The sequence below is a fragment of the Halomonas sp. CKK8 genome (assembly GCF_029625235.1).
GTDB lineage: Bacteria > Pseudomonadota > Gammaproteobacteria > Pseudomonadales > Halomonadaceae > Halomonas > Halomonas ventosae.
This window is the reverse complement of sequence record NZ_CP121193.1, coordinates 631785-656859: the sequence shown is the minus strand read 5'-3', so window position 1 is coordinate 656859 and position 25075 is coordinate 631785. Positions and strand designations below refer to the sequence as shown.

Annotated in this window: 24 protein-coding genes; 13 read left to right on the top strand and 11 right to left on the bottom strand. The window is 69.1% G+C overall.

Going from position 1 to position 25075, the window contains the following annotated elements:
• The first annotated feature begins 32 nt into the window (after window positions 1-32).
• The 3 genes from P8934_RS03145 to P8934_RS03135 are packed head-to-tail and all read left to right on the top strand — an operon-like array spanning window position 33 to window position 3444.
• The gene (locus P8934_RS03145) at window positions 33-953 is read left to right on the top strand and encodes a DMT family transporter (protein WP_278032889.1); all 921 of its coding nucleotides are present in this window, start codon (window positions 33-35) and stop codon (window positions 951-953) included.
• A gap of 51 nt (window positions 954-1004) precedes the next feature.
• Window positions 1005-2576: a bifunctional GNAT family N-acetyltransferase/carbon-nitrogen hydrolase family protein gene (locus P8934_RS03140; RefSeq protein WP_278032888.1), complete on the top strand. Its 1572-nt coding sequence runs from the start codon at window positions 1005-1007 to the stop codon at window positions 2574-2576.
• A gap of 4 nt (window positions 2577-2580) precedes the next feature.
• Window positions 2581-3444, top strand: a complete 864-nt coding sequence (locus P8934_RS03135) for a M90 family metallopeptidase (RefSeq protein ID WP_278032887.1) — start codon at window positions 2581-2583, stop codon at window positions 3442-3444.
• Here P8934_RS03135 and P8934_RS03130 read toward each other — a convergent pair.
• Window positions 3381-4259 carry a LysR family transcriptional regulator gene (locus P8934_RS03130; protein ID WP_278032886.1) on the bottom strand — a complete coding sequence of 293 codons (879 nt, stop codon included), beginning with the start codon at window positions 4257-4259 and terminating at the stop codon, window positions 3381-3383. The two genes, P8934_RS03135 and P8934_RS03130, sit on opposite strands and share 64 nt — an antisense overlap.
• 117 nt (window positions 4260-4376) lie before the next feature.
• On the opposite strand from P8934_RS03130, the gene P8934_RS03125 reads away from it, so the two are divergent.
• Window positions 4377-5552: a TauD/TfdA family dioxygenase gene (locus tag P8934_RS03125; protein WP_278032885.1), complete on the top strand. Its 1176-nt coding sequence runs from the start codon at window positions 4377-4379 to the stop codon at window positions 5550-5552.
• A 19-nt stretch (window positions 5553-5571) separates the two neighbouring features.
• On the opposite strand, the gene P8934_RS03120 is transcribed toward P8934_RS03125, so the two are convergent.
• Genes P8934_RS03120 through P8934_RS03105 form a run of 4 tightly spaced genes read right to left on the bottom strand, consistent with a single transcriptional unit; the run spans window position 5572 to window position 10013 of the window.
• Complete coding sequence (locus P8934_RS03120; protein ID WP_278032884.1) at window positions 5572-6249, bottom strand: nucleotidyltransferase family protein; 678 nt, start codon at window positions 6247-6249, stop codon at window positions 5572-5574.
• Complete coding sequence (locus tag P8934_RS03115) at window positions 6236-7216, bottom strand: XdhC family protein (protein WP_278032883.1); 981 nt, start codon at window positions 7214-7216, stop codon at window positions 6236-6238. The genes P8934_RS03120 and P8934_RS03115 overlap by 14 nt, the downstream gene beginning before the upstream one ends.
• Before the next feature lie 2 nt (window positions 7217-7218).
• Window positions 7219-9552: a molybdopterin cofactor-binding domain-containing protein gene (locus tag P8934_RS03110; RefSeq protein WP_278032882.1), complete on the bottom strand. Its 2334-nt coding sequence runs from the start codon at window positions 9550-9552 to the stop codon at window positions 7219-7221.
• Window positions 9549-10013: a (2Fe-2S)-binding protein gene (locus P8934_RS03105; RefSeq protein WP_278032881.1), complete on the bottom strand. Its 465-nt coding sequence runs from the start codon at window positions 10011-10013 to the stop codon at window positions 9549-9551. Before P8934_RS03105 ends, P8934_RS03110 begins: the two co-directional genes overlap by 4 nt.
• Before the next feature lie 335 nt (window positions 10014-10348).
• Here P8934_RS03105 and P8934_RS03100 point away from each other — a divergent pair, with 335 nt between their 5' ends.
• Entirely contained in the window at window positions 10349-11029 is a 681-nt protein-coding gene (locus P8934_RS03100) for a TVP38/TMEM64 family protein (RefSeq protein WP_278032880.1), read from the top strand.
• A gap of 5 nt (window positions 11030-11034) precedes the next feature.
• Here P8934_RS03100 and P8934_RS03095 read toward each other — a convergent pair whose 3' ends face one another.
• Both P8934_RS03095 and P8934_RS03090 read right to left on the bottom strand, forming a co-directional pair.
• The gene (locus P8934_RS03095) at window positions 11035-12363 is read right to left on the bottom strand and encodes a glycosyltransferase (RefSeq protein WP_278032879.1); all 1329 of its coding nucleotides are present in this window, start codon (window positions 12361-12363) and stop codon (window positions 11035-11037) included.
• On the bottom strand, window positions 12360-13310 hold the full coding sequence (locus P8934_RS03090) for a LysR family transcriptional regulator (protein ID WP_278032878.1): 951 nt from the start codon (window positions 13308-13310) through the stop codon (window positions 12360-12362). The genes P8934_RS03095 and P8934_RS03090 overlap by 4 nt, the downstream gene beginning before the upstream one ends.
• Window positions 13311-13419: 109 nt before the next feature.
• Here P8934_RS03090 and P8934_RS03085 point away from each other — a divergent pair, with 109 nt between their 5' ends.
• Window positions 13420-14493 carry a tartrate dehydrogenase gene (locus tag P8934_RS03085; RefSeq protein WP_278032877.1) on the top strand — a complete coding sequence of 358 codons (1074 nt, stop codon included), beginning with the start codon at window positions 13420-13422 and terminating at the stop codon, window positions 14491-14493.
• 83 nt (window positions 14494-14576) lie between these two features.
• On the opposite strand, the gene P8934_RS03080 is transcribed toward P8934_RS03085, so the two are convergent.
• A complete protein-coding gene (locus P8934_RS03080) occupies window positions 14577-15209 on the bottom strand; it encodes a cytochrome b/b6 domain-containing protein (RefSeq protein WP_278032876.1) in 633 nt (210 codons plus the stop codon).
• A 1-nt stretch (window position 15210) separates the two neighbouring features.
• Entirely contained in the window at window positions 15211-16806 is a 1596-nt protein-coding gene (locus P8934_RS03075) for a tetrathionate reductase family octaheme c-type cytochrome (protein WP_278032875.1), read from the bottom strand.
• 272 nt (window positions 16807-17078) lie between these two features.
• Between P8934_RS03075 and P8934_RS03070 the strand changes: the two genes are divergently transcribed.
• Together P8934_RS03070 and P8934_RS03065 are read left to right on the top strand one after the other, a co-directional pair.
• A complete protein-coding gene (locus P8934_RS03070; RefSeq protein ID WP_278032874.1) occupies window positions 17079-18470 on the top strand; it encodes an FAD/NAD(P)-binding oxidoreductase in 1392 nt (463 codons plus the stop codon).
• Window positions 18471-18481: 11 nt separating this feature from the next.
• Window positions 18482-18829 (top strand): hypothetical protein, encoded by a 348-nt coding sequence (locus P8934_RS03065; RefSeq protein ID WP_278032873.1) that lies wholly within the window; start codon window positions 18482-18484, stop codon window positions 18827-18829.
• A gap of 87 nt (window positions 18830-18916) precedes the next feature.
• Here the strand turns inward: P8934_RS03065 and wrbA are convergent, their stop codons facing one another.
• Window positions 18917-19513, bottom strand: coding sequence for an NAD(P)H:quinone oxidoreductase (gene wrbA, locus P8934_RS03060; protein ID WP_278032872.1), 597 nt, complete (start codon window positions 19511-19513; stop codon window positions 18917-18919).
• Between the two features lie 109 nt (window positions 19514-19622).
• A complete protein-coding gene (locus tag P8934_RS03055) occupies window positions 19623-20483 on the bottom strand; it encodes a class I SAM-dependent methyltransferase (RefSeq protein WP_278032871.1) in 861 nt (286 codons plus the stop codon).
• 250 nt (window positions 20484-20733) lie between these two features.
• On the opposite strand from P8934_RS03055, the gene P8934_RS03050 reads away from it, so the two are divergent.
• The 5 genes from P8934_RS03050 to P8934_RS03030 all read left to right on the top strand — a co-directional run bounded on the left by P8934_RS03050 (window position 20734) and on the right by P8934_RS03030 (window position 24988).
• Entirely contained in the window at window positions 20734-21561 is an 828-nt protein-coding gene (locus tag P8934_RS03050; RefSeq protein ID WP_278032870.1) for a DUF1338 domain-containing protein, read from the top strand.
• On the top strand, window positions 21551-22537 hold the full coding sequence (locus P8934_RS03045; protein WP_278032869.1) for a succinylglutamate desuccinylase: 987 nt from the start codon (window positions 21551-21553) through the stop codon (window positions 22535-22537). The genes P8934_RS03050 and P8934_RS03045 overlap by 11 nt, the downstream gene beginning before the upstream one ends.
• A 220-nt stretch (window positions 22538-22757) precedes the next feature.
• The gene (locus P8934_RS03040; protein WP_278032868.1) at window positions 22758-23528 is read left to right on the top strand and encodes an ATP-binding cassette domain-containing protein; all 771 of its coding nucleotides are present in this window, start codon (window positions 22758-22760) and stop codon (window positions 23526-23528) included.
• 24 nt (window positions 23529-23552) lie between these two features.
• Complete coding sequence (locus tag P8934_RS03035) at window positions 23553-24257, top strand: ABC transporter permease (protein WP_278032867.1); 705 nt, start codon at window positions 23553-23555, stop codon at window positions 24255-24257.
• The gene (locus P8934_RS03030; protein WP_133636064.1) at window positions 24257-24988 is read left to right on the top strand and encodes an ABC transporter permease; all 732 of its coding nucleotides are present in this window, start codon (window positions 24257-24259) and stop codon (window positions 24986-24988) included. Before P8934_RS03035 ends, P8934_RS03030 begins: the two co-directional genes overlap by 1 nt.
• The last annotated feature ends 87 nt before the right edge of the window (window positions 24989-25075 follow it).

The following is a 25075-nucleotide window of genomic DNA, read 5'->3' as shown; positions in this document are numbered from 1 at the left end:
ATGCGGGGCCGCTTCATGTTCAGGGAACCTGCATGCCACTGCTCACCTTCCTGCCCCCGCTCGGCGCCGTGCTGATCTGGTCGGGCAACATGACCATCAACCAGCTCACCGTGGGCAGCATCGCCCCGAGCAGCATCGCCTTCCTGCGCTGGGTGCTGGCGCTGGCGGTGCTGACCCCCTTCGTGCTGCCCGTGGCCTGGCGCCATCGCGACGCCATCCGCCGCCACTGGCCGAAGCTCGCCCTGCTGGGGCTGCTGGGCATGGCCATGTGGCAGGGGCTGGCCTATGTGGCCGCCGAGACCACCTCGGCCACCAACATGGGCATCCTGGCGGCCATGGTGCCGCTGCTGACCGTGCTGCTCAGCGTGCTGATCCTGCGCGAGGCGCCGAGCCTCGGCGGCACCCTGGGTGGGATACTGGCGCTGGCCGGGGTGTCGGTCCTGCTGGGGCACGGCGACCCGCTGTCGCTGCTCGAGCTGGAGGTGGCCCTCGGCGACCTGCTGATGGTGGTGGCCGCCACCTGCTATGCCCTCTACGGGGTGATGCTCAAGCGCTGGCCCCTGGACATGCCGCCCTGGGTGGTCCTCTACCTCCAGGCGGCCTTTGCAACCCTCTTCCTGCTGCCCGGCTACCTGATCGGGCCCATGACGCCGGTGGATGGCCACAATGTCTGGCTGATCCTCTATGCGGGCATTCCCGCCTCGATCATCACCACCTTCCTGTGGATGCGGGCCATCCGCCAGATCGGCGCCAGCCAGGCCAGCATCTTCATCAACCTGATGCCGGTGTTCAGCGCCCTGATCGCCATGGCCTTCCTCGGCGAGCGGATCGCCGCCTACCACCTCACCGGCGGTGCCCTGGTGCTGGTGGGTGTGATCATGGCCCAGACCCTCACCCGGCCGCTGGGACGGCTCGCGCCGCGGACGACGCGCCTCAACCGGGGCCCGCGCTGAGCATGGTAGACTGCGGCGAGACTGCCCCCTGACCCGAAGGAAGGACGCGCCATGTCCCTCGACGACCTGCACCTCAACCTGCGCAACCTGACACCGGACGACTACCCGCAGCTCAAGACCCTGATGGACCGGGTCTATCACGACATCGGCGGTGCCTGGCCCAAGGCCACCATCGACAAGCTGATCACGGAATTCCCCGACGGGCAGATCGTCATTGAGGATGACGAGACCATCGTCGGCGTGGCCCTGACCGCGCTGGTGGACTACGACACCTTCTCCAACCCCCACCGCTACGACGACCTGATCGGCAAGCGCGAGACCATCCTCAACGACCCGGATGGCGACGCCATGTACGGGCTCGACGTGCTGATCCATCCGGACTATCGCGGCTACCGGCTGGGCCGGCGCCTCTACGAGGCGCGCAAGGAGCTGTGCCGCTCCATGAACCTGCGCTCGATCCTTGCCGGCGGGCGGATCCCCCAGTACCACGAGCATGCCCACGAGCTCTCCCCGGCCGAGTACCTCGACAAGGTGGCGCGCAAGGAGATCCACGACCCCATCCTCTCCTTCCAGCTGGCCAACGACTTCCAGGTCAAGCGCCTGCTGCGCAAGTACCTGCCGGAGGACGAGAAGTCCCAGGGCTATGCCACCCTGCTGGAGTGGAACAACATCCTCTTCGAGCCGGCGGAACGGGTGCTGGAGAACCGTCCCACCCAGGTCCGCGTCGGCGCCGTGCAGTGGCAGATGCGCGAGTTCGACTCGGTGGAGTCGGTGCTGCAGCAGGTGGAGTACTTCGTCGATGCCCTGGCCGACTACCAGAGCGACTTCGCGGTCTTCCCGGAGCTGTTCAACGCCCCGCTGATGGGGCTGCAGGACCGCGCCGCCCAGCAGGACCAGATGGCCGCCATCCGCTTCCTGGCCGGCTTCACCGACCAGTTCAAGACCGAGCTGTCGCGCATGGCGGTCTCCTACAACATCAACATCATCGCCGGCTCGATGATCGAGGTGGGCGAGGACGACCTCCTCTACAACATCGCCTACCTGTGCCATCGCGATGGCACCATCGAGCGCCAGGCCAAGCTGCACATCACCCCCCAGGAGCGCCGCGACTGGGTGATCGAGGGCGGCGACGAGCTGCTGGTGTTCCAGACCGATGCCGGCCGGGTGGGCATCCAGATCTGCTACGACGTGGAATTTCCCGAACTCTCACGGCTGCTCGCCGACCAGGAGATGGACATCCTCTTCGTGCCCTTCTGGACCGACACCAAGAACGGCTACCTTCGGGTGCGCCACTGCGCCCAGGCGCGGGCCATCGAGAACGAGTGCTACGTGGTGCTGTGCGGCAGCGTCGGCAACGTGCCCTCCGTCGAGAACATGGAGATCCAGTACGCCCAGTCGTCGGTCTTCTCGCCCTCGGACTTCGCCTTCCCCCACGATGCCGTGCTCTCGGAGACCACGCCCAACACCGAGATGATCATGTTCTCGGACCTCGACCTGACCCGGCTGACCGTGGTGCGGGCCGAGGGCTCGGTGACCAACCTCAAGGATCGCCGCAAGGACCTCTTCGACCTGCGTTGGCGGGACTGGTCCTGGAAGTCCGGGGCCAACCTGGAGGAGAGCTGACGCCATGCTCGGCCGGCTGCTGCGCCTGAGGGGGCGGCGCTTCGAGGAGCGCCATCCCTTTCCCGAGGAGACCTGGCGCGAGGCCCGGGAACGACTGCCACTGCTCGCCGCCCTGCCCGACGAGCTGGCCGAGCGGCTCGGCCATCGCGCCTGGCGGTTCGTGCATGACAAGCGCCTGAGCCTGCACCCCGAGCTCGCCGAGACCACCGACTTCGACCCACCCGCCCGGCTGGCCCTGGCGGCCCAGGCCTGCCTGCTGACCCTGGGCTGGGAGGAGGACGAACACCGCGAGGCCTTTGCCAACGTCCACGAGATCCTGATCCTGCCCGAGGCCTTCCGGCGTCGGGTGGAGGAGATGGACGAGGCAGGCGTGGTCCACGAGTACGTCGACGAGCGCGCCGGCGAGACCTCCTCCCAGGGGCCGGTGGTGGTCTCCTTTCCCGACCTGATGGAGAGCGGCGACTTCTCGGGCTTCAACGTGCTGATCCACGAGCTGGCCCACAAGCTCGACCTAGGCAACTCCCTGGACGTGGACGGCTTTCCGCCCCTCCCCCGGGAGATCGACCCGAGGGAGTGGCACCGGGTCTTCATGGGCGTCTGGGAGGACCTGCAGTCGCGCCTGGCGCACGGCGAGCCGACGCCGATCGACGACTATGCGGCGACCCACCCCGGCGAGTGCTTCGCGGTCTGCTGCGAACACTTCTTCACCGCCCCGGACGTGCTGCACGCCGCCTATCCCGAGCTCCATGCGCTGCTCGCGCGCTACTTCCGCCAGGACACCCTGGCGCGATGCCCCGCGGCGGCTCACCCCGGGCCGGCGTCTACCTCGCGACAGAGCCACGACCACAGCAGCGACGCCTCCTCCTGACGCTGGCCGCGGGTCGAACGCACCAGCCAGAAGCACTCGTCGGTAGAGACGGTCAGGTCGAATGGCGCGACGAGATCCTCGCACCCCTCGAACAGGCGACGATGGGCCAGTGCCACACCACCCCCCAGGCTGGCCATTGCCAGGGTCATGACCTGGTTGTCGCAGGTCAGCGCCGGAGAGCGCGACTCGAGGCCGGTCACCCCGGCCCGTTCCAGCCAGCTCGGCCAGCCCACGGCGAAGCCTGCCGCATGCAACAGGGTCACGCCCGCCAGGTCGGCGGGTGCCGCCAGGCCGCGTGCCACCGCCGGGGCACACACCGGCAGCAGGTGCTCGGCACCCAGCGACAGCGCCTCCACGCCCGACCAGCCGCCACGCCCGTAGCGGATCTCGATATCCGCCCCCTCGGGGCCGAACTCGTCGGTCCAGATGGCACTGACCAGCCGCACGGCGATCGCCGGGTGGGCACGATGGAAGGCCAGCAACCGGGGCGCCAGCCAGTTCTGCTGGATGACCGGCGTGGTGCGCAGGGTGACCGAACGTGCCGGTGCGCTGCCGAAGACCTCGCGGGTGCCCTCGCCGATGCGCGCAAACCCCTCGTGGATGCTGGGCAGCCAGGCCTGGCCCGCCGGCGTGAGCGTGAGGCTTCGGGGGTGACGCACGAAGAGCTTCTGCCCCAGGCGGTCCTCGAGCAGCCGGATGCGCTGGCTGATGGCCGCCTGGGTCACCCCCAGTTCGCGGCCGGCGGCCGTGAAGCTCAGGGTGCGCGCGGCTGCCTCGAAGGCCTGCAGCCAGGTCAGCGGAGGCAGGGCACTCATGAAAAAGCTGCCCATAAGCTTGGCTTGGTCATAGGGGCCAGATTAATCGTTTGTCAGCCGTCGAGCCAGGCGCCACCCTCGCCATCCGTCATGCCTGACATTCCCGAGGAGGACCGGATGGACGCCACTGCCCCACAGGCCACCACCGCCGCACCGGTGGAGATGCACGAGCTGGCCCCCTACGCCCAGGCCCCGCGGCTGCGCGATGGCCAGGCCGGCGAAACGGGGATCACACTGGCCTGGGAGGATGGTGAGCAGGCCCGCCTGCCCTGGCTCTGGCTGCGCGACCACTGTGCCTGCCACGCCTGCCGCCATGCCCAGACCCGCGAACGTCTCGTCCTGCCGCGGCCGGCCATCGTCCGCCCCCGGGAGGCACGCGTCGAGGCCGGCCACCTGTACCTGGCGTGGGAGGATGGTCATGAAAGCCGCTTCGACGGCGGCTGGCTCCACCAGCGTCGCCCCGGCGCGGAAGCGGCCACGGCGCTGCCCGTCCCGCGCCCCTGGCCCGAGGACTTTCGCCCCGAGCGGGTCGACCACGCGGCCTTCACCGGCTCGGTCGCGGGCGAGCGGGCCTGGCTCGAGGCGCTGCTGCGCGACGGCCTGGTGCTACTCGACCACGGCCCGCTGGCCGACGAGGAGGTAAGCCGCCTGGCCCGGCGCATCGGCCCGCTGCGTTCGACCAACTTCGGTGCCCGCTTCGATGTTCGCTCCAAGCCCAACCCCAACAACGCCGCCTATACCGCCATCGGCCTGGCACTGCACACCGACCTGCCCAACTGGCGCCAGCCGCCGGACATCCAGCTGCTCTACTGCCTGGAGAACGACGCCGAGGGCGGCGAGTCGCTGTTCGCCGACGGCTACCGGGTCGCCGAGGCCCTGCGCCGCGAGGCCCCGGAGGCCTTTCGCCTGCTCAGCGAGACGCCCATCGACTTCCGTTTCCAGGACGAGGAGCAGGACATCGCCGTGCGCGCGCCGATCCTGAGCTGCGACGCCGACGGGCACGTGGTGGAGGTACGTTTCAACAACTGGATCCGCGACACCCTGTGCCTGCCGGCGGACACCATCGAAGCCTGGTACGCCGCCTACCACCGCTTCTGGACGCTGCTGCACGAGCCTCGCCACCGGCTCGCGTTCAGCCTGGCCCCGGGCGAGATGGTCGCCTTCGACAATCGCCGCGTGCTGCACGGCCGCGACGCCTTCGACCCCGACAGCGGGCGGCGCCACCTGCAGGGCACCTACCTCGACCGCGACATGCTCGAGTCGCGCCTGCGGGTGCTCGCGCGCCACGCCTGAGCCACCGGGGCTGAGGTGATCAGGGCGTAACGCCTCGTTCGCCCCCTGGCCCGCTCCCGCCGGGTCGGATAGCCCCCTGCCGCGAGTCGAGATCAGCGAGCGTGTCCACATCACGGTGGATACCAGGATCCTCGACATGGATCAGGTGAAGCCGCGAGGCATGGCGGTGTACCACCTCGCGAGCCCCCCGGTCGCCCCGCAGCGCGGCAAGCTCGGGCCATAGCGCCCGGCCGAACAGCACCGGATGGCCAGGCCGTCCACCGTGGACCGGACAGAGAACCGTGTCCCGGCGTGCCGCCCGGCCCAGCGAGGCCAGGGTGGCCGGGGCGATGTCCGGCATGTCGCCCAGCAGCACCGCGACCGCCTCCGCGCCGGACAAGGCATCCAGCACGCCGACGGCCTCGGCGAGACTGCTGCCCAGCCCCCGGTCGGCATGCACGGCACGTATCAGGCGTGTGTCGGGCAAGAGGCCGAGTGCCTCGGGGTCGTCGTCCTCGCGCAGCACCACATAGCAGTCGTCGAAGGCCCCGGCGGCCCGCTCGACGGCACTCGCCAGCAGGGGGCGACTATCGGCCAGGCTCGCGCAGCGCTTGTCGGTGGCACCGAAACGGCGTGAGCGCCCGGCCGCCATGACCAGGGCCACGACCCGGACGGGCGGCATCTCGCCAATGGGGATCGCTGCCTCAGAGGGACTCACGGGAGCGCCCCCGCTGGACGCGGACGATATCGGCCATCACAGCCAGGGCGATCTCGGCCGGCGTCTTGCTGCCCAGCGCCAGGCCGATCGGCATGCGTATCCGCCCCAGCTCCTCCTCGCTCAGGCCGCCCGAGCGGCGCAGGCGCTCGGCACGCACTGTCGAGGTCCGTTGCGATCCCATCACGCCGATATAGAAGGCGGGGGTGCGAACCGCTTCGATCATCGCCAGGTCATCGATGCGCGGATCATGGGTCAACGCCACTACCGCGGTGGCGGCATGGCAGGCGCCCGAGGCGATAAAGGTCGAGGGCAGCACCGATTGCACCTCGACGCCCTCGACGTGGAATTGCGCCCGCGCCTCCTCGCGGGGATCGCAGGCGATCACCTCGAAGCCCAGGGGACGCGCGAATTCGGCGCAGGCATCGGCCACCGGCGAGATACCGGCAAGGATCAGCCGCGCCGCGGGACCGATGCGCAGGCTCACCTCCCCTGCCCCACGATCCTCTACGACACGAGGCCCCAGGCCGTCATCCTCGACGAACTGTAACCGGCCGCTGGCCAGGTCGACCCGGCGCACCAGAGGTCGCTGGCCGAGCAGGGTCGCCTGCATCACCTCCAGGTGAGTCAGGGTGGCAGCATCGGATTCCAGGGGCTCGATCAGCACATCGAGGATGCCGCCACAGGGCAGGCTGATGCGCGGACCGCCTGGACCCTCGGGATCACCGTAGCGCAGGGTCTGCAGCCCCCCATCGAACTCGCCGTCGCGGAGGCGGGCGAGGAAGTCCTCCTCGACACAGCCCCCGGAGAGCGACCCGACATGCCGGCCGTCCCCCCTGGCCACCAGCAGCGAACCCGGCTCGCGGGGCGAGGAGCCGAAGGTGGCAAGCACGGTGCAGAGCCAGATCCGTCGACCCTCGCGCAGCCAGGACAGTGCCTGGTCGACCACCTGCAGGTCGAGATGGCGCATCCTCAGCTCGCCAGCTGATCACCGACCGGCAGGCGCCGGATGCGCTTGCCGGTGGCGGCGAAGATGGCATTGCACAGGGCCGGCGCGACGGGCGGCAAGCCCGGCTCACCCACCCCACCCATGGCGTCGTTCGGGTTGTCGATCAGGTGGACGCGGACGACCCTGGGCGCGTTCGGCATCCGGGGGATCAGATAGCTGTCGAAGTTGTCCTGCTGGGCCACGCCATCCTCGAAGGTCACCTCGCTCTGCAGGGCAATACCGATGCCCATCACGCAGGAGCCCTCCATCTGCGACCGGATTCGCTCCGGATTGGCCTGAGGCCCGCAGTCGAAGGCAATGTCCGCGCGATGAATGGTCAGTTCACCCGCCTCACTCACCTCGACGTCAAAGACGATGGCGGTGTAGGAGACAAAGCTGTGATGGAAGGCCAGGCCCAGGCCTCGCCCCTTCCCGGTCTCGCGCCCCCAGCCGGCCTCTTCAGTGGCCCGCTCGATGACTCGGCGCATGCGGGCCACATCGATCGGATACAGGTCCGGATCCTCGCCGTAATTCCAGCCGTCACCCACGGTCAGGTTGTGCACTTCCCGGTCCGGCCCCAGCAGGTCCAGCACGAAGTCCCGATGGTCCTTCCCGGCCGCCACGGCCATCTCATGGGCAAAGCTCTGGATGGCCCAGGCATGGGGCAGGTTGTAGACCGAGCGGAACCAGCCGATGCGGACATGGGCCGGGGCAGGCGGATTCTCCAGGCGAATGGCGGGAATACTGAACGGCATGGTATTGAAGCCCATGCCCAGCTCGAATTCCCCCTTGTGCCTGGGGTCCGGGGCAAAGAGGGAGGCGATGCTGGGAGACAGGGTCCGGTGACGCCAGCTGGTCGCCTTGCCATCGGCGTCGAGGCCGGCTTCGAGATGATCGACGGAGACGGCGTGGAAGTAGGCATGCTGGATATCGTCTTCCCGGGACCACTGCAGCTTGATGGGCTGTCCCTCGAATGCCTTGGCCACTCGGGCCGCCTCCATCACGAAATCCGGCTTCGACTTGCGCCCGAAACCGCCGCCCAGCAGGGTCTGATGGACGGTGACATTCTCCAGGTCCATCTCCAGCAGCCCCGCGATGCCCTCACGGGTCGCCCTGGGGTTCTGGACCGGCGCCCAGGCCTCCGCCTTGCCATCCCGGATCCTCACCACCGCCACCGGCGGCTCCATGGGGGCCTGTGCCATGTGGGGCATGTAATAGGTAGCGGATACCCGCCTGTCGGCGGCTTCCAGGGCGGCCTCGACATCGCCGGACTGGCGGATGACCTTGCCGGGGGATTGCGCCGCCTTCTCCAGGGATTCCCGGTAGGCCTCGGACGTGTAGCCGGCATTGTCCCCGGCGGCCGCCGTGTCCCACTCGATCTTCAGGGCCCTGCGGCCCTCCATGGCGGCCCAGGTGTTGGACGCCACCACGGCAATGCCACCCAGCGGGTTGAAGGCGGCAGGCTGCCCCGTGCCTTCAATGTGGACCACCTTCCTGACACCGGTGACGTCGAGCGCGTCGCTGTCATCGACGCTTTTCACCTTGGCGCCGTAGACGGGTGGACGGGCCACGACCGCGTAGAGGGTGTCCTCCAGATCCACATCCGCGCCGAATATGGCCCTGCCGGTGACAATGTCTTCACCGTCTATGGCCTTGGGATAGGCGGATTTCAGCTCGCCATTGATCAGGCCGGACTCCTTGCCGATGAAGCGCAGTTCGCTGTCGGATTTCAGCACCAGGGCATCCCTGCCCGGCACATCCAGCTCCCTCGCCGACTCCGCCAGCTCTCCGAAACCAAGCTCCCGACCCGAGGCCGAGTGCACCACCTTGTGGATCCCGGCCCGCACCTCGTGAACGGGGACATCCCACCGGTTGGCCGCAGCCTGCTCGAGCATCAGCCTGGCAGCGGCGGCCGCACGTCGCATGGGCTGATACCAGTGGCGCATGCTGCGGGAGCCATCGGTATTCTGGTTGCCGTACTTGTCCTGGTCCGCATTCGCCTGCTCGGCCCGAACCTGGTCCCAGTCCGCGCCCAGCTCGTCGGCGGCCACCATCACCAGGCTCGTGCGGATTCCCTGGCCCATCTCGGCACGGTTGTTGATGATGGTGACCAGGCCATCGGGATCGATGTGAATGAACACGTTCGGGTTGTCCACCCAGCCACCGGGCATGGCGCCGGCCCCGAACTGGGCCTGTTCATTGGCCAGCCCCAGGTCCCAGCGGGCTGCCAGCAGGAGGGCCGAGCCCCCGGCCAGCCCCTTCAGGAGACCGCGGCGGCTGACGTTGGCGAGCAGGAGTGTATCGTCTGACCGGCTCATGAGCTGGCCTCCTCGTCTGCAGCCCGTTCAATGGCGGCCAGGATACGATTGTAGGTACCACAGCGGCACAGGTTACCGGCCATGGCGTCGACGATTTCCCGGGTGTCCGGTTGCGGCGTTCTCTTGAGCAGTGCCGTGGCGTTCATGATCTGGCCACCCTGGCAGTATCCGCACTGGGCCACGCCGAGATCCAGCCAGGCCTGCTGCACGCGCTGGCCCACGGCATCGTCGGCCATGGCCTCGATGGTGGTCACCTGACGGCCCTGAACAGCGGAGACCGGCGTCACGCAGGAGCGGGTAGCCTCGCCGTCCAGGTGCACGGTACAGGCACCACACTCGGCAATGCCGCAACCGAACTTGGTGCCCCTCAGACCCGCCACGTCACGCAGTGCCCAGAGCAGCGGCATGTTGTCGGGCACATCGAGCTCATGCTCGCTGCCGTTGATCGTCAAGATGACCATGGTGTCTCTCCTCGGTGAAGGGAACGGCGCAGGCGAACGCCATACATTGACCTTAACCGCTCAAGGGCATTTCGCAACCAGTGGACCCGGGCGCAGGAGAACCTGGCATGACAAGAGCAGGAAGGCAGCCCGAGGGGACTTGAGAGGCCTGCCTCTTGCGCTAGGCAACGGCTGGCTCAGGAAGTGCCGCGAGGCATGTTAGGCTGGGCGTTTAATGTTGAGCGGGCATCGACGCTTCATGCTCTCTCGATGACCGGCACCTCAACCTTGCCACCCGATCCCGGACGACTACCCACAGCGGTAGCCGTCCCCCAGCAGCCAAGGCGCTCGCTCGCATGCCCCGTCCGCTCTTGCTTCCGCTGATCGCCCTCATCTTGCTCGCCGGCCTGGCCGTCGGCTGGCAGTGGCTGGCCAGCGAGGAGCTGCTCACCGTCGCCACGCTGCAGCGCCTGGTCCAGGGCTCTCTGGCCTGGCGCGACGCCCCCTGGGCGGTCGCGGTGGTGATGGCCATCTACGCCGGGGCGTCGCTGGTGATGTTCCCGCTCAGCCTGCTGGTGGCGCTGACCGGGCTGCTGTTCGGCCCCTGGTGGGGCTTCGCCTACGCGCTGGCAGGCACCCTCGCGGCCTCGATGCTGACCTGGTGGGTGGGCCGCCGGCTGGGCCGCAAGGCGCTGATGCGCCATGGCGGCCGGCACCTGCGCGGCCTCTCGCGCTACCTCTCGGGGCGCGGCATCCGCACCATGACCCTGGTCAACCTGCTGCCGCTGGCACCCTTCACCCTGACCAACATGATGGCCGGGGCCTTCCGCCTGCGCTTTCGCGACTACATGATCGGCTCGTTGCTGGGCATCGTGCCGGGGCTGGCCGGGGTCACCCTGCTGGGCAGCCAGCTGGGCCAGCTGGCAACCGCGGAGAACCGCGGCGAGCTGCTCTGGGCCGCCGGCGGCCTGCTGGCGGGGATCGCCCTGCTGGCGGGTCTCAAGGCCTGGTCGGACCGGCGCCGCCGCGCCCGCTGAGGGGGCTACTTGCGCGGCAGCTCCGGCTCGTCCTCCTCGCGATGGCCGGGCCACCAGGCGGGCCGCTCCTGCTCCCACTCCTCCTGCACCAGGTGGCGCAACAGGCGGCCGCGATGGCGAAGCATCTGCCACTCGGCGCCCAGCCGGTGACGCACGCGCTCCCAGCCGCCCTCGTCGGCGTGGGTGAAGGGGCCGCCACGGGAGATGGCGCGGCGATAGACCGCCAGGCACCGCTCGGCGCAGCGTGGCTCGTCGTACCCGGCGGCGGTCTCCAGGGCGGCCTCGGCCAGCGACAGGCGGGCATCGGGATCCGCCAGGGTGACCAGCGCCTCGGCCATGGCGTCCACGTCATCCGCGGCAAGCAGCCGCCCGTTGCGGCCGTCTACCACCACCTCGCGCACCCCGGAGGCCTCGATGGCCACCACGGGCAGGCCGGCCGCCATGGCCTCGGCCACCACCATCCCCTGGGTCTCGCTGTGGGAGGCGAAGGCGAAGACGTCCATGGCATGGTAGGCATCGATCAGCGCCTGCCCATGCAGGCGACCAGTGAAATGCAGGCGCCCCGCCACGCCCCGGGCTTCGGCGATGGCCTGGATGTCGCCGCGGGCCTCGCCCTCGCCCACCACCAGGAAGTGGGCCCCGGATGCGCGGACCAGCGCCTCCGTCACCGCCCCGGCCAGGAACGCCAGGTTCTTCTCCAGCGCCAGGCGCCCCAGGTGGCCGATCACGTAGGCCCCGTCAGGGATGCCGAGTCGCGCACGCCAGTCCCGACCGTCGCCAAGGGCAAACCGCGCGGTATCCACGCCGCTCGGCACCACGCTGATGCGTGGATTGGCCTCGCGCCGGAGCAGCAGGTCCTGGATGCTCTCGCTGGGCGCGATCACCTCGTCGCACAGCCAGGTGTACTGGGTGGCGAGCGCCACCGCGAAGCGCTGCATGCGCGGCGAGTCGCCGGGCACGTAATGGGTGTAGTGCTCATAGAGGGTGTGATGGGTGAAGACCAGGGGCAGGCCATAGGTCTCCGCCGCCCGGGCGGCCGTGTCACCCAGCAGGAAGGGGTGGTGGGCATGGACGATATCGGGCTCGAAGGTCTCGATCGCCTCATGGAGCTGGCCGGGGATCGGCACGGGCAGCGAGAAGTCGCTGCCGTTGAAGTGCTGCACCGCCGCCACCCGCACCACGTCGCGCTCCTCCCGGGGTTGCCCCTCCAGGCGCGGTGCCACCACCAGCACCCGGTGGCCGGCGGCCTGCAGCTGGTGCTTGAGGCGCTGCACCGACTCGCTGACCCCGCCGACGATGGGCAGGTAGGTATTGGTGAACATCAGCACATTCACGGCAACAGGGCTCCTCGGCTGGCGGTGGCGCCATTCTGCCGGGTAGGCACCCGGCTGGCCATCTCCTGTTCAAGATAGGCGACGAAGGCGCGGATGCGCGCCGGCACGTGCCGGTGCTGGCGATAGACGGCGTGGAAGTCGGCGCGCACTCCCTGCCAGTCGGACAGCAGCTCGACCAGGCGACCGCGGGCCAGGTGGTCGTGCACGTCCCACCAGGAGCGCAGCGCGATGCCGTGCCCCTCCAGCGCCAGCCGCATGACCACCTCGCCGTCGTTGCTGGCCAGCGGGCCGGCCACCTTCACCGCCTGCTCCACCCCGGGATCGTCGCGGCGCTGGAAGCGCCACACCGCGAAGTCGCTGTCGTTCTCGCGCAGCAGCAGGCACGCCTGCCCCGAGAGGTCCGCCGGCGAGCGCAGCGTCGGCAGGGTCGCCACCCGGGCGGGGGCGGCGCAGAGCACGCGACGGTTGGCCAGGATCCGGCGGGCCACCAGCCGGGAGTCCGGTGGCTCGCCGACGCGGATGCCGATGTCGAAGGCCTGGTCGCCCAGGCTCAGCGGGAAGCCGGAGAGCTCGAGGCTCGCCTCGATGCCGGGATGGTCCCGGCAGAAGGCCGAGAGCAGCGGGGCCACGTGGCGGCGGCCGAAGCCGAAGGTGGCGTTGACCCGCAGCGGGCCGGAGAGCTCGGCACGATGCTCGCCGAGGGACTCCTCGAGCTCGCTGAGTTCCTCGAGGATCATCCCGCCCCGTGCCAGGTAGCGCTCGCCCTCGGCAGTCAGCGCCAGGCGCCGGGTGGTGCGGCTGGCCAGCTCGACGCCCAGCCGGGCCTCGAGCTGCTTGAGGCGCTTGCTCACCGCCGACAGCGACAAGCCCAGTTCGCGGGCGGTGGCGGTGAGGCTGCCGGCATGGGCCAGGCGGCGGAAGAAGGCCAGGTCATCGAGGGGCGTCATGCCATTCTCCACTCTCGTTCAACAATGAGTTGAATGGTACCCCGATTATCTTTCCCCCGTGCAGGGCTAGACTGCCAGGCACGACCCATGCACCCCCAGGAGGAGTTCCATGACCCATCGCATCGCCGTCATTCCCGGCGACGGCATCGGCAAGGAGGTGATGCCCGAGGGGCTGCGCGCCCTCGAGGCCGCCGCCAAGCGCTTCGGCATCGACCTGAGCCTCGAGCACTTCGACTTCGCCAGCTGCGACTACTACGCCGAGCACGGCCAGATGCTGCCCGACGACTGGTTCGAGCAGCTCAAGGACGCCGACGCCATCTTCTACGGGGCCGTGGGCTGGCCGGAGACCGTACCCGATCATATCTCCCTGTGGGGCTCGCTGCTGCAGTTCCGTCGTCGCTTCGACCAGTACGTCAACCTGCGCCCCTGCAAGCTGCTGCCCGGCGTGAAGAGCCCGCTGGCGGACCGCGAACCCGGCGATATCGACTTCTACGTGGTGCGCGAGAACACCGAGGGCGAGTACTCCAGCGTCGGTGGCAAGATGTTCGAGGGCACCGAGCGCGAGGTGGTGATCCAGGAGACCGTGATGACCCGCACCGGGGTCGACCGGGTGCTGAAGTACGCCTATGAGCTGGCCCAGTCACGCCCGCGCAAGAAGCTCACCTCGGCCACCAAGTCCAACGGCATCGCCATCACCATGCCCTGGTGGGACGAGCGCGTGAAGGCGATGGGCGCGCACTACCCCGAGATATCGGTGGACCAGTTCCATATCGACATTCTCACCGCCAACTTCGTGATGCATCCCGACTGGTTCGACGTGGTGGTGGCCAGCAACCTGTTCGGCGACATCCTCTCCGATCTGGGACCGGCCTGCACCGGTACCATCGGCGTGGCCCCGTCGGCCAACATCAACCCGGACGGCCTCTTCCCGAGCCTCTTCGAGCCGGTCCACGGCAGCGCCCCGGACATCGCCGGCAAGGGCATCGCCAATCCCATCGGCCAGATCTGGTCCGCCGCGATGATGCTCGAGCACCTGGGCCACCCGGCGGCCGGCCAGGCCATCGTCGATGCCTTCGAGGCGGTGCTCGCCGAGGGTGACAAGGCGGTGCTGACGCCGGACGTCGGCGGCCAGGGCACCACCGGGGCCATGGGCCGCGCCATCGCCGAGCGCATCGCAGGCTGAGCGCACCCCTCCTCCCGAGACGCGACGGCCACCGCCTTGGCGGTGGCCGTCGACGCTTCCGACCTTCATCCCCTGCCGGCGCCTCAGCCCTTGCGTGGCCGTGGTTCTATCACCTCGTCGTCGTGCAGCGTCTCCCAGCCGGTGATCATCGCCTTGATATGCGCCGTGGGCGTGTGGCCCACGGTGGCCAGGTAGACGTGGATGATCACGAAGGCGAGCATCAGGAAGGCCCCCAGCACGTGAAGCCCGGCCACCTGCTCCAGCCCCAGCCAGGCCGGGGCCAGCCCACGCAGCGGCTCCCAGAACAGGTAGGCCAGCCCCGAGACCCACACCAGCGGGTTGATCACGAGCTTCACTCCCAGGTAGGCCAGGCGCTGCAGCGGGTTATGCTTGCGCTGCGGGGTCTGCCTGTAGGGGTGGGGCTCGCCGACGAAGATGTCGTAGGCGTAGAAGCGCGCCACGGCGCCGATCCGCTCCAGGGTGGGGATGTACTGGCGCCACTGCCCGGTGGTGAAGTGCCAGAAGATGGCGAACACCCAGAGCCCGATCAGCAGCCAGGCCGCCGTCTCGTGAAGCTTCACCGCGGGGCCGAAGTGGAGCAGGTCGTGGTAGCCGCGGATGGCGAAGCCGCTGAACAGCAGCACCAGCACCAGCGCCGCCTGGGCCCAGTGCCAGAAGCGCTCGAAGCGGGTGAAGAGGTAGACGCGCTGGCTCATGTCAGTGCTCCTTGCGGCGGTTGCGGGTCGCGACGCGCAGGGCCCCGTGGCCGAGCACGCCCAGCAGCATCAGTCCGGCCAGGCCGAAGCCGAAACGGTCCAGCAGTTCGTGGCGATCACGACCCGGCAGCCAGACGCCCTCCACCCCCGCCAATCGCCCCTCCTCGGCGTGGCAGCTGCCGCATTTCAGGGCCTGCTCGCTCGGCGGGACCATGTGGGTGATGGGCCACAGCATGGTGGTCTCGACGAAGTCGTACTCGCCGCTGAAGGGCTGGCCGGCGGCCTCGGTGCCCGCCTCCAGCGCCTTGGCCCAGTCGAAGTTGAACCAGAAGGCGGTGTCGTCGGGTATCGCCACGTGGGGCACCAGCAGGGTCTCGTGCACGGTGTCGTAGGGCTGCTTGCCGTGGAACAGCTTCACCGGCCAGATGCGCGAATCCTCCCCGCCAGGCGTGCCGTGGTAGGTATTGATGGGCACCGGGGCGCTGTCGGGATCGATCCTGGTCTCGGTGGTGGTGAAGGTGACATCGCCGTTGAACCAGACATACTCGGGCACCACGTTCTCGCCGAGGGTGAAGTCCCCCTTCTTGCTGTCGTAGATCACGTGGCCGTCGTCATCCTTGCGCTGGAACGGCTTGCCCTCCTCGTCCAGCTGGCCGCCGGTGGACCAGTCCCAGGCCATCTTGGTGGGGACTCCGCCGCGGGCGAAGGCGGGAATATGGCAGGTCTGGCAGGCCAGTGCCCGGGTATGCTCGTTGAGGCGCGAGGCCATGGCGCCCTCCTCGTGGGGCGCATTGCCATGACAGGCCTGGCAGGTGGCCGGGTTGCGGTCGGTCTGCTCGCCGCGGCGTATCGCCCGGTTGTCGTCCACCGCCGAGACCTGGATGCGGCTGCCGGGCACCACATGGCTCTCGGTCTGGTGGCAGGTGCTGCAGCGGAAGTCACCGCCATCCAGCCCCATGTGCACGTCGAGCGCACGGCTCGCCTCCACCAGCGAGGAGTCGAGGTCGCCGTGCTTCACGCCGTCACCGCCGCCGCCGTAGAAATGGCAGCTGCCGCAGGTCTCCCGGGAGGTCTTGTCCACGTTGCGGGCGACCTCGGCCAGGTCGGTGGGGCCATGGAACTTGCCGGAGCCCGGCGGATACTCGGTGCGCTCCACCGCGGGCCGCCCGGCTAGCCCGGCCACCTTGGTGTAGTCGCCGGTGTTGTGGCAGGCCAGGCAGTCCACCTTGAAGGGGTTGGTGAAGTCGAAGGTCTCGTCCTTCCAGCCGTAGCCGATATGGCACGACTGGCAGAACGCCTCGTTGGAGCGGTCGGCGATGCAGAAGCCGTTGAGCATGCCCTTCTTGCCCAGCAACTCCCCGTCCACCGGGTTGTGGTACTCCCAGGTCCAGTGGCGCGTCTGCATCACCTCCTCGGCCGCCTCGGTATGGCAGCCCAGGCAGGCCTCGGTGACCTCCTCGCCGCTGGCGAAGGGCCCCTCGAGCGCCTCGAACTCACGGTGGTCAGCCGTGCTCGCCAGCGCCGGCAGCGCCAGAACGAGCAAAAGCAGCACTCCCACGATTCGCCAGTGCCTGGACGGGTGTCGCCCTGTGATCATGATGCCTTCCTCCCGGGACAGCCCGCCCGATGGCGCGGCCCTGGGGAAAGCATGGCAGGGACGTCCACGTTCGCCTTGACGGAGATCAAGATCGCTTCCGCCTCAGCGGAGAGCAGATGTCAGCGATTTCACCAAGGAAGCCGCCAGCGTCGTGACTTGCGTCAAGCTGCCGCATGCCAGGAGAGGATGCGCACGGTGATCAGAGCTATGCTTCCCATTAATAGTTATAAACATATAACAGAAGTGCCAACCCCGTGCGCAGGAGTCCTGACATGACACGCCACCTCGCTCCACCTCGGATGGACCGTCGCCAGATGCTCAAGCTGGGCCTCGGCGTCGGCGCGGCCGGCCTGGTGCCCCTGGCTGGCCTCGCGGCCAGCCCGGTCCCGACGCGGGCCCGCATCCTCATCCTCGGCGGCGGTGCCGCCGGCTTGGCCATGGCCAACCGGCTGGCCACGCGCCTCTCCGGCGCCCGCATCACGGTGGTGGAACCCCGCGAGACCCACCACTACCAGCCGGGCTGGACCCTGGTCGCCTGCGGCGTCTGGCAACCCGGCAGGACCCTGCGCCCCAATGCCGACTTCATGCCCCGCGGGGTCGACTGGATCCGCCAGCCCGCCGTCGGCGTCGATGCCGAACAGCGCCGGGTCTCCCTGGCCGACGGCAGTGTCGCCGAATACGACTACCTGGTGGTCGCCACCGGGCTGCAGCTCAACTACCACCTGATCGACGGCATGTCCCCCGAGCTGGTCGGCAGCCACGGCATCGGCAGCGTCTATGCCAGCCTCGCGGGTGCCACCCGCACCCGCGACGCCATCGACGAGTGGCTCGCCAGAGGCGGTGGCCAGGGGCTCTTCACGGCGGCGCCCACCCCGGTGAAGTGCGCCGGCGCGCCGCTCAAGATGGCCTTCACCACCCTGTCACGCATCAAGGCGACCGGGCGGCGCGATGCCTTCCGGCTCGACTACCTGACCCCCGGCACGGCCATGTTCAGCCAGCCCTGGATCGATGACTTCCTCAAGCGGCGCTTCGACGACGAGGGGATCCAGCGTCGCCACCATTACCGGCTCTCTGCCATCGACCCCGGGGCTCGCCAGGCAGAGTTCACCTTCGTGGGACCGGCCAGCGAATTCATGTCCCATCACGAGCTTCGCCAGGAGGAATTCGGTCGCGAGGGCGAGATGACCGAGGTGGTCGACTATGACTTCATCCATGTGGTGCCCCCCATGAGCGCCCCGGACTTCATCCGCGAGAGTGACCTCATCGCCCGGGAGGGTCCCTTCCGCGGCGAGTGGCTGGATACCGACATCCACACCCTGCAGCACAACCGCTATCCCGAGGTGTTCGGCATCGGCGACGTGATCGGTGCCCCCATCAACAAGACCGCAGCCAGCGTCAAGGCCCAGGCACCGGTGGTGGAGGCCAACCTGTTGGCCCAGCTCCAGGGCCAGGCGCTGCCCGCGCGTCACAACGGCTACACCTCCTGCCCGCTGATCACCGATATCGGCAAGGCCATGCTCGTGGAGTTCGGCTACGACAACGACATGGCCTTCCTGCCCTCCTTCTCGTTCATCGACCCGAAGGAGGAGTCCTGGGTGGCCTGGGTGCTCAAGGACTACCTGCTGCAGCCCGCCTACTACGCCATGCTGGAAGGCCGCGTCTGAGGAGACACGTCATGCAATTCTCGCTTGCCGGCATCCTCGCGGTGCTGTCCCACGCCATCCCGCCCTTCCTGCCGTTGATCCTGGCGATCCTTGCACTGCTGGTGGTCGCGCAACTGGTCGGACGGCTGCGCGGCTATCGGTTCACCGACTACCGTTGCTTGCCAGCCGCCATCGTCGCCCTGCTGGCGGGCGTCTCGACCCTGTGGTGGCTGCCGCGGTTGACCGGCTCGCGCCTCGCCTTCGTCGCCACGGCCACCGACTGGGCGGCGCTGGTGGCGGCGGCGCTCGGCGTCGCCCTGATCACCTGGCTGGTGCTGCACCCGTTGAGCTACCTGGTCCGCGGCCCCCGCCGGCACTGAGGCCCTAAAGTGACAAGACCCCGGCCCGCTCTCTGGCTGGGAGGGCGGGTCGGGGCCTGGTGTACGAGCAGATGGCGCGAACCGGCGTCAGCCGGCCAGCTTCGCGGCGATGCGCGCCACGTGCTCGCCCTGGAAGCGCGCGATCCTGAGCTCCCGCTCGTCGGGCTGGCGCGAGCCGTCGCCCCCGGCGATGGTGGAGGCGCCGTAGGGGTTGCCACCACCGGCCTGGTCGAAGACGTACTGCTCGTCGATGCCATAGCCCAGCGGCACGATCACCATGCCGTGGTGCGCCAAGGTGTGCCAGAAGGAGGTGATGGTGGTCTCCTGGCCGCCACCGGTACCGGTGGAGGTGAAGACGCTGGCCACCTTGCCGCGCAGCTTGCCACCCGCCCACAAGCCGCCGGTCTGGTCGAGGAAGGTGCGCATCTGGGCGGACATGTTGCCGAAGCGGGTCGGGCTGCCGAAGATCACGGCATCGAAGTCGGCCAGCTCATCGGGGCTCGCCTCGGGGGTGTCGAAGGACTGGCCGCCGGCCTTGGCGAAGGCCTCGGCGTCCATGGTCTCGGGCACCCGCTTGAGGGTGACCTCGACGCCCTCGACGTCGCGCGCCCCCTCGGCCACGGTGCGGGCCAGGGTGTCGATATGGCCATACATGGAGTGGTAGAGCACCAGTATCCGGGGCATTCGCTCGCCTCCTCTCGTCGTTCCATCGGTTGGGGACTCCCAGTGTAGGATCGACGGATGCGAACGGAAGCGAAGAAATTCGACGCTACCGGTCGACCGGAACGAAACATCACGCCCTGCGCCAAACGCCCTCGAGGATACGCACCCGGTCCGCGGCCAGGTTGTCGCGCAGGTTGCGCCCCATCTCGGCGAAGGCCTCGCCGAAGATCAGCCCCGGCCCGGGCAGCGCCGGCCCCGGCGGCGACCCGTCGCCCTCCCGGCGGCTGTGCTTGCGTCGCCAGGCGAGCGCCGACTCGGTGACGTCCTGCACCGCCAGCGGGGCGAAGCCCCCCTCGGCCAGCAACCCCTCCAGGGCGTGCCGGGAGCGCAGGTGGCTGGTCTCGACGCGGCGTGCCCAGGGGACCGGCAGGCGCAGCGGCGAGGGGTCGTCGCCGGCCACCACCTCGTGCAGCAGCAGCGTGCCGCCCGGCACCAGCAGCCGGCGCCACTCGGCGAGCACCGCGGCGATGTCGGGCATGTTCATCAGCGCATGCTGGCACCACACCGCGTCGAAGGCGCGATCCGCCAGCGGCGTGCGCGCCGCATCGGCGCACAGGAAGCGCGTCCGGCCGTCGAGGCCGGTGGCACGGCTCAGCCAGCCGGCCACCTCGACGAAGGCCGCGGTGATGTCCAAGCCCGTCACCTCGGCGCCGAACTCCGCCGCCAGCAGCCGGCTCGCCCCGCCGGTGCCGCAGCCCACGTCCAGCACCCGGCTCCCCGGGGCGAGGCGCCCCAGGGCCGCCAGGGAGCGGCTGGCCCGTCGCCCACCCAGGTGCAGCTGGTCGATGCCGGCGACCTCGTCCAGGGTGAGGCGATCCGGGTCGCACCCCGCCTCGCGGAAGGCCGCCCGCAGCCGCGCCGTCAGGCTTTGCCCGTCCCGTTCGGCAGGCGCATCATAGTGGGCATCGAGCTGGCGGGCATGGTCGGTCATGGCATTCTCCTGGGGCAGGCCCTTGGGACAGAGGTCACCGCCAGTCTAGCCGGGCAAGGCCCCGTTCCCCATCCTGCAAAGGTCACGGCCGGCCGCCGCCCGAGGGAAAGACGCGCGTCTTCCCCCGGCCAGGCGCGAATTTTCACCCTGGGCCCCGCCACTTTCATCCGACCGACCCTGGCCCTTGAGTCGGCCGGCGACGGACGGGATGGTGTTGCCAGCCGCCACAACATCGACAACAGGTGCCCACATGCCTTCCGACATGAGCCTCGATCACTTCTTCGCCCGCCTCTGGGACGACTACACCGCCATGACGCCCCAGGCGAGCCGCATCCATGACGCCCTGGTCGCCGACGGCGAGACCATCGTCAACGACCACGTGGCCTTCCGCACCTTCGACCGCGGCCCCATCCGCCTGGCCGACCTTGAGCCCCACCTGCTGGCGCTGGGCTACACCCGGCTGGAGCCCTACGACTTCGAGGCCAAGAAGCTGCGTGCCTGGGGCTACCTGCCACCGCGGGAAGACCAGCCCAGGGTCTTCCTCTCGGAGCTGAAGTGCCGCGAGCTCTCGGCCCCTGCCCAGGAGATCATCGACGAGCTGGTGGCCCAGGTCGACCCCGCCCGGATCGCCTCGCCCGAGGTGCTCTGGGCCGGCCGCCTCTGGGAGACACCGACCTGGGGAGAGTACCGGACCCTGGCGGAGGAGAGCGAATACGCCGCCTGGCTGTCGATCATCGGACTGCGGGCCAACCACTTCACGATCAGCGTCAACCACCTGCGCCGCCACGACACCCTGGAGAAGCTGCTGGCAAAGGTCGAGTCGCTGGGGCTCTCCATCAATGCGTCCGGCGGGCGCATCAAGGGCTCCCCCGAGGTGCTGCTCGAGCAGGCCTCGACGCTCGCCGACCGCATGCCCTTCACCTTCTCCGGCGGCCGGGTCGAGGAGATCCCCACCTGCTACTACGAGTTCGCCCGCCGCTATCCGGATGCCGAGGGGCGGCTCTACCAGGGGTTCGTCGCCGCCAGCGCCGACCGGATCTTCGAGTCCACCGACGCCCGTCCCGACCATGCTGGCTGAGTGGCTCGACCAGGGCCTGGAGGGACGCCCGCCCTCCCGCGCCGAGGGCGGGGTCGCCGGGGGGCATTTCCGGCTGCTCGCCCCGGGGGTGCTCGAGCTCGTGCCGGATGCCCCCTCAGCTGGAGCACGGGCCTGCGTGCTCTCGGCCGGGGTCCACGGCAACGAGACGGCCCCCATGGAGCTGCTGGGCGAGGTCCTGGCCCGGCTGGAGGCCGGGCTGCTTCGCCTGGGCGCCCCGCTGCTGGTGATCCTGGGCAACCCCGAGGCGATCCGGCGCGGCGAGCGCTATGTCGCCACCAACCTCAACCGGCTGTTCCGCCGCGACCTCGAGGAGGCGGGTGACGAGCCCGACCGGGCCCGGGCGCTGATGGCCGAGGTGGATGCCTTCTACGCCCGCCATCCCGGCCGGGAGCGCCTGCACTACGACCTGCACACGGCGATCCGCGACAGCCGCTTCCCGCGCTTCGTGGTCGAGCCCTTCGCCGAGACGCCGACGCCTCCCGAGCAGTGGCGCTGGCTGGCCGCCGCCGGCATCCAGGCGGTACTGCACCAGCACCGCCACAGCTGGACCTTCTCGCACTACGCCAGGCACTACCATGGCGCGGCGGCCTTCACCCTGGAACTGGGCCGCGCCCGGCCGTTCGGCCACAACGACCTCATCCCCCTGGCCCCCATGGCCCGGCTGCTCGAGGCTCTGGTGGAGGGCCGCGCGCCGGCCGAGGGCAACCCCGGTGCCATGACCTTCTTTCGCGCCGAGCACGAGCTGCTGCGCCAAAGCGAGGCCTTCCGGCTCTGCTTCCCGGACGATACGCCCAACTTCAGCGAGTTCCCGCCGGGCACCCGACTGGCGGAAGACGCCGTCGCCGGCGAGACCCGCGTCGGCGCGACGCCCCTGTCGGTGGTCTTTCCCAATGCCGAGGTCGAGATCGGTGCCCGGGCGGCGCTGCTGGTGGTGCCGAGCCCGCCCCCGGCCTGACGACACCCCCGGCAACCCACAACAACAATCGCCAGGAGAATCCCCATGCCCCATGCCATCCCCGCCCCGGACCGAGGTAGACTATCCGGCTGGTCGCGGTCTCCTTCCGGAAATCCTCCGGCCTGTTAGAATCGCCCTCTTTTCGATCCCCGGTCTTGACCCTGACCCGCGCCGGCCGACCCCTGATGCGGCGGACCGCCCACGATCTGGAGCCCGTTCCATGGCCGATACCCCGATTCCGCTGGAAGTGCGCAACATCACCAAGCGCTTCGGCGACACCGAGGTCCTCAAGGGCCTCTCACTGAAGGCCCACAAGGGCGACGTGATCACGCTGATCGGAGCCTCCGGTTCCGGCAAGAGCACCTTCCTGCGCTGCATGAACCTGCTCGAGCAGCCCGACGAGGGCGACCTGATCGTCCACGGCGAGGAGATCCGCTTCAAGCAGACCAGGCACGGCCGCGAGCCGGCCGACTGGAAGCAGGTCGTGCGCATGCGCGCCAAGCTCTCCATGGTCTTCCAGAGCTTCAACCTCTGGGCCCACATGACCCTGCTCGAGAACGTCATCGAGGCGCCGGTCCATGTGCTCGGCAAGCCGAAGAAGGAGGCCATCGCCCATGCCCGGCAGCTGCTCGAGCGAGTCGGCCTGGCCGAGCGCGCCGACTACTACCCGGCGCAGATGTCCGGCGGCCAGCAGCAGCGCGGGGCCATCGCCCGGGCCCTGGCCATGGACCCGGAGGTGATGCTCTTCGACGAGCCCACCTCGGCGCTGGACCCGGAGCTGGTGGGCGACGTGCTGAAGGTGATGCGCGACCTCGCCGAGGAGGGGCGCACCATGATCGTGGTCACCCACGAGATGGCCTTTGCCCGCGACGTCTCTTCCCAGGTGATCTATCTCCACCAGGGGCGAGTCGAGGAAGCCGGCCCGCCGGACGAGGTACTGGGCAACCCGCGCTCCGAACGGCTCAAGCAGTTCCTGGCGCCCAAGCACTGAGGCGACCCGGACGAGGAGACTCCCATGATCGACCTTCACGGCTACGGCCCGCGCCTCGCCGAAGGCGCGCTGATCACCATCGAGCTGGCGGTGCTTTCGCTGCTGCTGGCCATCGTGCTGGGCCTGCTCACCGCCAGCGCCAAGATGTCACGAAGCTGGCTGGCCCACCGCATCGGCACCCTCTATACCACCGTCATCCGCGGCGTCCCCGACCTGGTGCTGATGATGCTGCTCTTCTTCGGCGGCCAGATCGGCATCAACATGGTCACCGACCAGCTCTACGAGCGCTTCGGCTGGGACATCTTCATCAACGTCAACGAGTTCGTCGCCGGGGTGATCACCATCGGGCTGATCTTCGGCGCCTACATGGGCGAGACCTTCCGCGGCGCCTTCCTGGCGGTGGACAGCGGCCAGATCGAGGCCGGCCGCGCCTACGGCATGAACCACTGGCTGGTGTTCCGGCGCATCCGCTTCCCGCAGATGATGCGCCACGCCATCCCCGGCCTCTCCAACAACTGGATGGTGCTGCTCAAGACCACCGCCCTGGTCTCGGTGATCGGCCTCACCGACATGGTGCGAGTGGCCGCCGAGGCCTCCAAGGCCACCCGCGAGCCCTTCACCTTCATGATCATCGTCGCCGCCATCTACCTGCTGATCGCCACGGTCTCGGAGTGGGGCTTCGCGCGGTTGCAGAAACGCTATGACGTCGGCTACCGGGAGGCGGACTGATGGAAGCCCTGATGACCTGGCTGGAGGCCCAGCTCGCCGACAACAGCATCTTCACCCTGCAGACCCTCGGCTACTACGGCGAGGGGCTGGTCACCACCGTGCAACTGGTGTTCCTGTCGCTGATCATCGGCCTGGTGCTGGCGGTCCCCCTGGCCATCGGCCGCGGCTCGCGGCATCGCTGGATCAGCCTGCCGATCTTCCTCTACTGCTACGTGTTCCGCGGCACTCCGCTGCTGGTGCAGCTCTACCTGATCTACTACGGCGTGGTGTTCGTCGAGGGGATCCAGGAGACCTGGCTATGGGTTATCCTCGAGAAGCCCTTCGTGCCGGCGCTGATCGCCTTCACCCTCAATACCGCGGCCTACACCACCGAGATCTTCCGCGGCGCCATCAAGTCCACGGCACGAGGCGAGATCGAGGCCGCGCGGGCCTACGGCATGTCCCGGGGGCTGATGCTGCGGCGCATCGTGCTGCCCAGCGCCTTCCGGCGCGCCCTGCCGGCCTACGGCAACGAGGTGATCTTCATGCTCCACGCCAGCGCCATCGCCAGCGTGGTCACCATCATGGACCTCACCGGCGCGGCCCGTTTCGTCTATGCACGCTACTACGCGCCCTTCGACGCCTTCCTGTTCGTCGCGGCCATCTACCTCTGCCTGACGTTCGCCATCCTCTACCTGTTCCGCTACCTGGAACGGCGCCTGCTGGCGCACCTCAAGCCGGCGAGCGGCTGACAGGCGACGACGGGGAGCGTAAAACAAGCGTTGGGAACCGGCGTTTGAAAGCGACCGGCTCCCCCTTCCGACGGGCCCGGGCATCCG

Excerpts from the sequence above, each read along its gene's own strand:
- P8934_RS03145 (WP_278032889.1), top strand. The coding sequence starts at position 33 with ATGCCACTGCTCACCTTCCTGCCCCCGCTCGGCGCCGTGCTGATCTGG.
- P8934_RS03140 (WP_278032888.1), top strand. The coding sequence starts at position 1,005 with ATGTCCCTCGACGACCTGCACCTCAACCTGCGCAACCTGACACCGGAC.
- P8934_RS03135 (WP_278032887.1), top strand. The coding sequence starts at position 2,581 with ATGCTCGGCCGGCTGCTGCGCCTGAGGGGGCGGCGCTTCGAGGAGCGC.
- P8934_RS03130 (WP_278032886.1), bottom strand. The coding sequence starts at position 4,259 with ATGAGTGCCCTGCCTCCGCTGACCTGGCTGCAGGCCTTCGAGGCAGCC.
- P8934_RS03125 (WP_278032885.1), top strand. The coding sequence starts at position 4,377 with ATGGACGCCACTGCCCCACAGGCCACCACCGCCGCACCGGTGGAGATG.
- P8934_RS03115 (WP_278032883.1), bottom strand. The coding sequence starts at position 7,216 with ATGCGCCATCTCGACCTGCAGGTGGTCGACCAGGCACTGTCCTGGCTG.
- P8934_RS03110 (WP_278032882.1), bottom strand. The coding sequence starts at position 9,552 with ATGAGCCGGTCAGACGATACACTCCTGCTCGCCAACGTCAGCCGCCGC.
- P8934_RS03105 (WP_278032881.1), bottom strand. The coding sequence starts at position 10,013 with ATGGTCATCTTGACGATCAACGGCAGCGAGCATGAGCTCGATGTGCCC.
- P8934_RS03100 (WP_278032880.1), top strand. The coding sequence starts at position 10,349 with ATGCCCCGTCCGCTCTTGCTTCCGCTGATCGCCCTCATCTTGCTCGCC.
- P8934_RS03090 (WP_278032878.1), bottom strand. The coding sequence starts at position 13,310 with ATGACGCCCCTCGATGACCTGGCCTTCTTCCGCCGCCTGGCCCATGCC.
- P8934_RS03085 (WP_278032877.1), top strand. The coding sequence starts at position 13,420 with ATGACCCATCGCATCGCCGTCATTCCCGGCGACGGCATCGGCAAGGAG.
- P8934_RS03080 (WP_278032876.1), bottom strand. The coding sequence starts at position 15,209 with ATGAGCCAGCGCGTCTACCTCTTCACCCGCTTCGAGCGCTTCTGGCAC.
- P8934_RS03075 (WP_278032875.1), bottom strand. The coding sequence starts at position 16,806 with ATGATCACAGGGCGACACCCGTCCAGGCACTGGCGAATCGTGGGAGTG.
- P8934_RS03070 (WP_278032874.1), top strand. The coding sequence starts at position 17,079 with ATGACACGCCACCTCGCTCCACCTCGGATGGACCGTCGCCAGATGCTC.
- P8934_RS03065 (WP_278032873.1), top strand. The coding sequence starts at position 18,482 with ATGCAATTCTCGCTTGCCGGCATCCTCGCGGTGCTGTCCCACGCCATC.
- wrbA (WP_278032872.1), bottom strand. The coding sequence starts at position 19,513 with ATGCCCCGGATACTGGTGCTCTACCACTCCATGTATGGCCATATCGAC.
- P8934_RS03055 (WP_278032871.1), bottom strand. The coding sequence starts at position 20,483 with ATGACCGACCATGCCCGCCAGCTCGATGCCCACTATGATGCGCCTGCC.
- P8934_RS03050 (WP_278032870.1), top strand. The coding sequence starts at position 20,734 with ATGCCTTCCGACATGAGCCTCGATCACTTCTTCGCCCGCCTCTGGGAC.
- P8934_RS03045 (WP_278032869.1), top strand. The coding sequence starts at position 21,551 with ATGCTGGCTGAGTGGCTCGACCAGGGCCTGGAGGGACGCCCGCCCTCC.
- P8934_RS03040 (WP_278032868.1), top strand. The coding sequence starts at position 22,758 with ATGGCCGATACCCCGATTCCGCTGGAAGTGCGCAACATCACCAAGCGC.
- P8934_RS03035 (WP_278032867.1), top strand. The coding sequence starts at position 23,553 with ATGATCGACCTTCACGGCTACGGCCCGCGCCTCGCCGAAGGCGCGCTG.
- P8934_RS03030 (WP_133636064.1), top strand. The coding sequence starts at position 24,257 with ATGGAAGCCCTGATGACCTGGCTGGAGGCCCAGCTCGCCGACAACAGC.